The following is a 7,946-nucleotide window of genomic DNA, read 5'->3' on the forward strand; positions in this document are numbered from 1 at the left end:
CCATATTTTAGAATAGCAGAATTTATAGAATTTTAATACATTTATTTGAAAAACTTACATATTTTTTAATTGGATTAAATGGAAAAATTTTCCTAAGCTTTTTTATAAAAAGATAAAAAGAATTATGAAAAGACGATGCTTAATGGTTCAATGTAAGTAAAGCTTTAAAAAATATCTGTAAAAAAATAAGTTGAAGTGAAAAAATTCCTGAGAAATTTTCAGGGATTTTTTCTTTTAAATATAAAAAACTATTAAACGATTCGTTCCACCAGCCAGATCGCTCCTAAAATAAATATGATTAGTGAACCAATTTGAACAATCCTGCGAGAAAGCTTCAATTTATACAAATAAGCAAGTAATGGCACCAGCAATAGGACGATGCCGAGCTGCACCGTTTCGATCCCAAGGTTGAAATTAATCAAGGCAACGGCCAGATGACTCTTAGCGATCTCCATTTCCTTTAAGATACTTGCGAACCCAAGCCCATGGATTAGACCAAATAGAAACGTGATACTCCACCGGTGTTTAATCTCCTTGCGGAAAATATTCTCCATAGCAACATAACAAATACTAAAGGCAATGGCTGCTTCCACAAAACGAGACGGTAACGTGATCCATCCTAACACCGCCAGGGTAAGGGTTATGCTGTGGGCAAGTGTAAAGGACGTGACAATAGATATGTACTGTTTAATAGTTTGTTTTCTTAACAATAAGGCAAATAGAAATAATAAGTGATCATAGCCAGTAATAATATGAAGCATCCCTAGTTTAAAAAATGAAAACCATGAGGATGTGGATGATTTCTGAACTGGATTTACTGTCTCGGGCTGTTTCTCAACTGTATCTGGTTGAGTTGTTTGATCTTGACCTTGCTCTTGCTGCACCTCGGTTAACAGAATAGTCCAAGTCCGTTCTGTCCCTTGTAATACTGCCTCACTCGTCTGGCCCATAATTGAAGCGGATATCAGATCAACATAATTTGTCCCAGTATCATTAAAATAAAAGCCATCATTATAAACTATTGTATCCCCAGGTGAAAAGGCTGGAAAAAGAATCGTCGTTGACAGGAATTCTTTATTCTCCTTTTTAATCAGCTTCATATTCTCCACTTTAGGGGTTTGTTCTTTGTTGTCCTTGTCCAGCGTTAAACCTTCAGTAATTAATTCCTCGATATGATGCTTTTCTTTTTTGATTTCTGATTTTTCTAGTACCCAGTTTTTATTAAGATCTATATCGGGTAATAGTTCAATAACGGAAAGAGTATCAAGGGAAAAGACTAACTCTGTTTTCTCTTGATCCATCGTTATTTTTGTATAACTAGCACTATATGCATGTGCATCAGCAAGCGTAGGAAAAGCAATAAATGCAATAAGCATTAGGGAGAGAATGCAGCCAAAAAGGCGATCCTTTTCGAAAAAGTGATGAGATTGTCGAATTTTGTTGAAGGATGAAAACACAATGAACCTCCTAAATAGTATTCCGGAAAAATTAGAATTATTACCAATAGACTTGTAGTTGTGAAACCTCCTTAATATAATCACATTTTCACTTCATTTGTATACATCTAGTTAGATCTTTTAGCCCGGTATTCTGGTAATAAATAAGTAAACACTATATCCATAGGGTTAGAAATTTTGTAGAATAATAGTGTAATTGATAACATTCGAAAGAAATAGATTTGTAAGCGTTTCTACGTGTGTTTGAAGTTGAAATTACTACAAAGGGTGGTAGATGAATGAAAGCGAGAAATCAGAAGTTTAAGCGCTGGACAAGCACGTTCATGGCAGCACTTCTATTGATCAGTACCTTTTTGCCAAGTGGTCTAAGTATAAGAGCACATGCAGAAATGGCTGATCATATTGTTATCTCTCAAGTTTTTGGTGGAGGAGGTAATAGTGGTGCTCCATATAACAAGGACTTTATTGAATTATACAATCCTACTAATCAAGATGTTAACCTTGAAGGATGGTCTGTTCAATATGCTTCAAGTACTGGATCAACGTGGGGAGTTACAGCTTTAGCAGGAACAATTAAATCCCATGGTTATTACTTAATAGCTCAAGCAGGTGGTACAAATGGTGTTGATATTCCAACCCCAGATGCTACAGGTGGAAGTAGTATGGCAGCTGGATCTGGAAAAGTAGCATTGTTTAATACAACTACAGCTGGTACTGGTACAAAACCGGAAAATTCAATAGATTTGGTTGGGTATGGAACTGGAACAGTCGGGTTTGAAGGCACCACTTTTACAGGAACTCTTTCAGCTACAAAAAGCGCTCAGCGTAGACCATATGCAAACACAGACCCAGCTCCTGGTAAAGGGAATGCATGGGATACTGATGAAAATGCAGCAGACTTTTATGTAGGTGCAGTAGCTAAGCCAAGGAACACTTCGAGTCCATCAGAAACCCCAATGGTTCCTGTAACTAGTTTGCAGCCAAAAGGAATTAACATTCAAGTTACCCAACAAGGTACTGACGTAACAGTAAAAGGTGATAAGGATGCAGTTGCGGCAAACTCTGAAATTAAAGTATATGAAAGTTCTACCAAAGGAACTGCGTTAGCTGCTGGTACAGCAGCAGAAGATGGAACCTTTACAATAAACTTCACGACAGATAAAACATTCACATCATTATATATTGCAGCAACACAAACTGATATGGATGAAAGTGCTGCAATCCAAGTGAATGTAGCAAAATCAAGTATATCGATTGCCCAGGCGAAATTAAATTACGCAGTTATTAGCGGTCAAGGAAATTTAACCGGTAATACAGGGGCCGCTGTAGCGAACTCAACGATTCGTATCTATCCAAATGATACTGCGAATCCATCAGAAATGTTAAAAGAACTTAAATCAGGCACGTCAGGAGATTTTTCAACGACAATTGCTAACGCACCTGATACAGTTTATGTAACACAAATTACAAGCTCCGCTAAAGGAATTATGTTAGAAAGTACTCCTGTAGGAGTTACAAAAGCTGATTTATCAGTGGTGACAAAGCTTGCAGATGTTCGTGCATCTGATTCGAATGGAAAAACAATCAACCTTAATAAATACTTTACAGTTGAGGGTGTTGCAACTGTAGACAATCAGATTCTTGGAACACAAAAGCAAAACTTCTTTATCCAAGATGACACTGCTGGGATTAACGTTTTTAATTCTTCCTTAGTTACACCTTACAATGTCTTAAAAGGTGATAAATTAAGAATGACTGGTAAAGTCATCGTGTATAATGGCTTAGCTGAATTTGAACCAGTCTCCATTGAAAAAATTAGTGAAGGGAATCCAATTCCGAACCCTACACAATTAACCATCCTTGATTTAAATACGTATGCAAAGGCTGAGCAGCTTGAAGGAACGCTAGTTACTGTTACTGGTAAAGTTTCTGCAGTAGCTGCTTCAGGTGCAAACTACAATGTAACTTTCGTAGATCCAAACAATAAAAGTACAACTATAAGGGTTATGAGTCCAACAGGAATCGTTCCTGATAAAGACCTTGTCATTGGTAAAAGCTTTACAGTTACAGGTGTATTAGGTCAATTTTCTTCAAATGCAAACCCAACAAGTGGATACCAAGTTTTTCCGCGAGATCTTAGTGACATCGCGCCAATTCTTGGGATTACGCACACAGCATTAACATCCGTTTACAAAGGTGTAAGTGTTGAATTCGCGGCCAATGGGGATGGTGCAGAATCTGTAATAACTTACTACAGGGCTACTGGTACGACTGATTACACTGCGTTACCAATGGTTAAAGGCAGCGAAGGCCGTTACACAGTAACATTGGAAGCAGCAAACGTACCTCAAGATGGTTTCGAATATTACATCGAAGCTAAAGCGGGTATTCAGGTGCAATCAGCTGGAACAAAAGAAACTCCGATTGCAGTAACATTAAAAGAAGATACTGATGCGCCAACAATCAGTGGTGAAAAACCACAAAATGAAACTAGAGTCGAAAGTCCACATCCTGAAATTACTGCTTTGATTAACGATCCAAGCGGAATTGAAGAAGGCTCTGTGCATATGTGGTTGGATGGCAACGAGCTAACCGCTCCTGCTGCAACAATCAGCAAAACACAGGTGAAATACACACCTGAAGAAGAACTTGCTCTTGGCGTTCACACAGTGAAAGTGATTGCAAAAGACGTAAAAGGTAACGAAGCTGTAAAAGAATGGACATTTGAAGTTGTTCCTCGTTTCTCAGGTGGTAACCATTACCGCGGAACAACACACAACCATACAAACATCTCTCACGATGGTGCTGGTTCGCCAGAGGCTGCCCTAGTAGCTGGTAAAGCGCATCATTACGATTGGTTTGCCTTCTCAGACCACTCACATGATATCGACCCTGAAAAACTGGGAACGGATACGGTAGTACGGAAAACTGACGATGGAAAAGACATGCCAGAACGTACTGGTGGAGACCAGTGGCAATTAACGAAAAACTTAGCATCTCAATATACTAAAAATGGTGAATATGTAGTATTCCCTGCATTTGAAATGACATCTACAACGTGGGGGCACTCTAATATTTTTGGAACACAGAATTTTATCGACAGAAACATCAATGGTAAGCAATATCAAGACTTAAATCAGTATTATGCATGGGTAATGACTTACGATGATATCGTTGGCCAATTTAACCATCCTGATATGTCTGCAAATGCCTTTAACAACTTTAAACCGTACAATGCTGAAGTAGACAAATTATTTACGATGCTAGAGGTGGGTAACGGTTCTGGACACTATGGCTATGCAAATGCTGAAACCAAATTCTACTCAGCACTAGATTTGGGCTGGCATGTTGCCCCTACTTATGGGGAAGACAACCATGAAGGAACGTGGGGAGAAGTAAACGCACGGACCGTTATTGTTGCGGATGATCTTTCGGAAGCATCACTTCTTCATTCTATGCGTAATATGCGCGTATACATGGAAGAAGATCCAAACTTTACTTTGGATGTTTCTGCAAATGGCTACTATATGGGTTCAACCGTAGATAGCAAAAAATTAAACTTTGAAATATCCGGTAGTGACTTAGTGGCGGAAGCAAAGAATAGCACAGACTATAGCTACCTTCCAACAACCTATAAGTCAGATGATAGAATTGCTAAAGTTGAATTAATTACGAGTGGTGGAAAAGTAGTTGATTCCATTACACCGATGGAAAAAGACTTCACATGGACACCATCGTACACAGTAACAGGCGGCCAGCAATGGTTCGTTGTGAAGGTTACGCAAATGGATGGTGAAAGAATTTACTCCTCACCAATCTGGTCAAAGGAAGAATCCGTTGATGTAAAAGTAAACGGAATCGATATTGATGGGGACGTGATTGTTGGCGGTAACCCGGCAACATTGAAAGCAACTGTTGCTAACAATGGAACAGAGGTTGTGAAAAACTTAAAGGTAGACTTCTATTATGATGATGTGAAGCCTGAGAATTTCATTGGAACAAATAACATTTCTTCTATTTTAACGAAGAACTCTGCAACAGCGACAGCAACATGGGCAAGCCCGATCAAAGGTGACCATCAGTTAATTGTTGTTGTAACTTCAAATGAAGGTCTAGACCTTGGGGATGTAAAATATTCATTACCAGTAAAAATTAAAGAGCCACTCGGCATTAAGGTATTAATCGATGCCAACCATGGTAACGAAAATACAAGTAGTGACAGTGGAACATACAAAAATAACTTAACGGCATTCACGGTTATGCTTCAAAAGGAAGGCTACACAGTAACTGAAAATAAAGTTGCTCTTACAGACGAAGTTTTGGCTAATATTAAAGTATTAGTACTAACAAATGCAAGAATTGCCTTAACTGCTGAAGAAAATGCAGCTGTTGCGAAATTCGTGAAAAATGGCGGCTCATTATTAATGGCAGGAAAGAGCAATAACAGTGCAGACCCAACCATTAATAACGCATTACTAGGTGATATCGGTTCAAGCATCCGCATGGGTAACGATGGAGTATTTGACTTAAGTAAGAGCGGTAACTTCTGGAGCGATCCAACGGTTAGTCCTTATGCAGTCAGAGTTCATCCAGGACTAGTAACAAATCATATTACTGACCGAGTTTCTTTCATCGATTACTATAGCGGTGGAAGTTTATCAGGAGTAAATAATGAAAAACTTACTGAATCTGGTAAAGTCGTTATCTTGGCAAAAGGTAATGAAACAACGTATCAAGGAAATATTCAAGGTGGTTTCACTTATGATGCGGTTTCTGACACATCTGGCGGTTCAGAAATTCCTTTAATTGCCTCAGAGGAAATTGGCGAAAATGGCCGTATCATTGTTTCAGGTATGAACATTTTTAACAACAAACAGATGGATGAATCGTATGAACCAAAAGGTAACGATGAATTTACATTTAACGCAGTAAACTGGTTAGCCCATCGTGAAATGAAAGTGGCAAATATTGCCGATGTTAGACAATTAGCTGATGAAACAGAAGTAGTCGTAGAAGGAACTGTTACTACTCCAGCTGGCAATTTCTTTGATGCTTTCTATGTTCAAGATGCAACTGGCGGAATTATGGCGTTTTTAGAAGTTCCAGATGGTTCATTGAAACTTGGCGACAAGGTTCGTGTATATGGCCATATTAAAACGTTTGAAAATAACAAAGAGTTAGAGTTTACTAGCTTTGCTAAGGATGTTATTAAACTTGGATCGGGTGAAACTGTCCAACCGAAACTAGTTCCAACCGGGGAAGCAACATCTGCTGCCAACCAAGGTTCCCTTGTTAAGGTAAAAGGTAAGGTAGTATCTAAGTTTGACGAAAATTCTTATATCATCAATGATCGCTCTGGGGATGTATTAGTCTTCACAGACGGATATATAGTGAATCAAAGCGGTCCAGTACCTGTTCTCAAAAAGGGTGATACATTAGAAGCAGTCGGTTTATCTGGTTCATTTGCACAGGGTGAGCGTATCCGTGTAAGAAATACAACCGAATTAACTGGAACAGATACTGCAAGTCCTGTCGTAACAGGTGTGGAGAACAACGGCAGCTACCATCAAGATGTAACGATTACTTTTGATGAAGGAACGGCAACGTTAAATGATAAAGAAATTCCTAATGGAACTGTAGTGACTGAGGAAGGAAGCTACGCATTAGTGGTAACAGATGCAGCAGGAAACAAAACCACGATTGCATTTACAATTGATAAAACAGCTCCAGTTGTAAGTGGAGTTGAAGATGGAATTTACAATCAAGATGTAACAATCACGTTTAATGATGGTACTGCAACATTAAATGGTAATGAGTTTACAAGCGGAACTAAGGTATCTGCTGAAGGAACTTATACATTTGTCGTAACAGATGCTGCAGGAAATCAAGTAGTTGTGAATTTCACAATTGATAAAACGGCCCCAGCAATCACTGGTGTATCTGAAAATGGCATCTACAATCATGATGTAATAATCACCTTTGATAATGGAACAGCCGCATTAAATGGTAATGAATTCACAAGTGGAACGGTTGTAAAAGCAGAAGGAACCTACACATTAGTAGTAACCGATCAAGCAGGCAACAAAGCAACCATTCATTTTATGATTGATAAAACAGCCCCAGTTGTAACTGGCGTAAAAGACAATGGCATCTATAAAAAGGCTGTTATCTTAAAATTTAATGAGTTAGGTGCATTGTTAAATGGCAAGCCAATAGCATCAGGCACTGTTGTTCCTAAAGAAGGAGTATACACTTTAGTAGTGTCAGATGAGGCAGGTAACGTAACATCTATTGTATTCACTATCGATAGAACACCACCAGTCGTAACTGGTGGAAAGAACCATTAAGAGGTTACGATTTACTTTAACGAAGGTTCAGTGGAGTAAAATGGACAAAAAGCGGCAGGAAGATATCAACGCAGTGTAACAGGATCCAAGCGCGACGAAGAAAGTAATAGATTATTTAGTATACCCCCGAGCTCTTCGAGGG

2 protein-coding genes are annotated in these 7,946 nt (G+C 38.7%); one reads left to right on the plus strand and one right to left on the minus strand.

What is annotated here, in order from left to right; translation table 11 throughout:
• Positions 1–251: 251 nt before the first annotated feature.
• Positions 252–1,457 carry a HupE/UreJ family protein gene (locus tag ACJ004_RS29330; protein WP_410896614.1) on the minus strand — a complete coding sequence of 402 codons (1,206 nt, stop codon included), beginning with the start codon at positions 1,455–1,457 and terminating at the stop codon, positions 252–254.
• A 278-nt stretch (positions 1,458–1,735) separates the two neighbouring features.
• Here ACJ004_RS29330 and ACJ004_RS29335 point away from each other — a divergent pair, with 278 nt between their 5' ends.
• The gene (locus tag ACJ004_RS29335; RefSeq protein WP_410896615.1) at positions 1,736–7,804 is read left to right on the plus strand and encodes a lamin tail domain-containing protein; all 6,069 of its coding nucleotides are present in this window, start codon (positions 1,736–1,738) and stop codon (positions 7,802–7,804) included.
• The last annotated feature ends 142 nt before the right edge of the window (positions 7,805–7,946 follow it).

Source organism: Neobacillus sp. 204 (assembly GCF_046562815.1).
Classification (GTDB): domain Bacteria; phylum Bacillota; class Bacilli; order Bacillales; family Cytobacillaceae; genus Neobacillus.

Coding starts and splice junctions, on each gene's coding strand:
- ACJ004_RS29335 (WP_410896615.1), top strand. CDS start 1,736: ATGAAAGCGAGAAATCAGAAGTTTAAGCGCTGGACAAGCACGTTCATG.